The following is a 1,362-nucleotide window of genomic DNA, read 5'->3' on the forward strand; positions in this document are numbered from 1 at the left end:
TGAAGCGCCCCAGGTTCTCTGCCGCCGCTATACGGGTTGCGGCTCTCGGTTGAGAGCCTCGTAGTAGGCGGCCTCGTGCTCGACCGGGGTGATCATCCCGAGCGTGCCGTGGAGCCTGCGGTTGTTGTACCAGTCGACCCAACTGGCTGTCGCGTACTCGACGTCGGCGAGCGTGCGGTAGGGCCCTGGGTGGAAGACCGTGGTGCCGATGCACTCGGCCTTGTAGAGACCGTTGATGGTCTCCATCAGCGCGTTGTCGTAGGCGTCGCCGACCGATCCGATCGAGGGCGCGATGCCCTCGAGCTCGAGGTGCTCGGTGAACCGGATCGAGGTGTACTGGGACCCGGCGTCGGAGTGGTGGATCAACTCCTCGGCGACCACCGGGTGGCCTTCGTGCTCGCGCTGCCAGATCGCCATCCGCAGCGGTGTCATCACCAGGTCGGTGACCTTCGAGGTCGAGGCGTGCCAGGCCACGATCCGCTGGGCGAAGACGTCGAGGATGAACGCGACGTAGACGAATCCGGCCCAGGTGCGGACGTAGGTGAAGTCGGTGACCCAGACGCGGTTCGGGGCCGGAGCGGTGAAGTCCCTGTCGAGCAGGTCACCGGCACGCTTGCCGTCGGCGGCGGGGATGGTGGTGCGGACCTTCTTGACCCGCCGCACTCCCTCCAGACCGAGGATGCGCATCGCCCGGTCGACGGCCCCTGCCGAGGCCTCTGGCAGCGCGGTGCGGCGCAGGTAGGCGGTCATCTTGCGGCGTCTAGAGCCCTTCTGGGGCCAAGACTCGCTCGCCCTTGGGGTTGGTGGTCCAGGCGATGTCGCGGATCGCGTCGATGACCAGAGCATCGGTCACGGTCCGCTCGGCGACGGGCTGGTTGGCCCGCTTCCAGGCTCGGTAGGTGCGCGCGGCGATCTCCAGGCCCTGCTCACGCAGGACCCGGCAGATCGACTCGACCGCGTGCCCCTGGGCGCGTTGGTCGTCGATGAACGCGACGATCAGCGGTTGCGGGGGTCGAGCTCCCCGGCGAAGAAAATCGAGGCCGCCTTCAAGATCTCGTTGTCTTCACGCAGCCGACGGTTCTCGGTCTTGAGCCGCTTGATCTCGGCCGACTCGTTCGTCGTGACGCCGGGCCGGTCGCCGGCGTCGATCTCGGCCTGGGCGACCCAGCGCCGCAGACTCTCCTTGCCGATCCCCACCTGCTTGGCCACCGCCTGCACGGCGGCCGTCGTGGTGGGGTACTCCGCTCGGTGCTCCAGCACCAGACGCACAGCCCGCTCCTTGAGAGCAGGATCGATCTTCTTCGGCATGCTGTTCATCCTTCCGGACTCAAACAGCAGCGGCATCAAACCTGGGGCGCTTCA

Annotated in this window: 1 pseudogene; it reads right to left on the reverse strand. The window is 67.3% G+C overall.

Features of this window, described 5'->3' with window-relative positions:
- Nucleotides 1-27: 27 nt before the first annotated feature.
- Nucleotides 28-1,308: pseudogene (locus tag FIP57_RS22950) on the reverse strand (IS3 family transposase).
- Nucleotides 1,309-1,362 lie beyond the last annotated feature (54 nt).

This window comes from Nocardioides caldifontis, from assembly GCF_008087345.1.
GTDB lineage: Bacteria > Actinomycetota > Actinomycetes > Propionibacteriales > Nocardioidaceae > Marmoricola_A > Marmoricola_A caldifontis.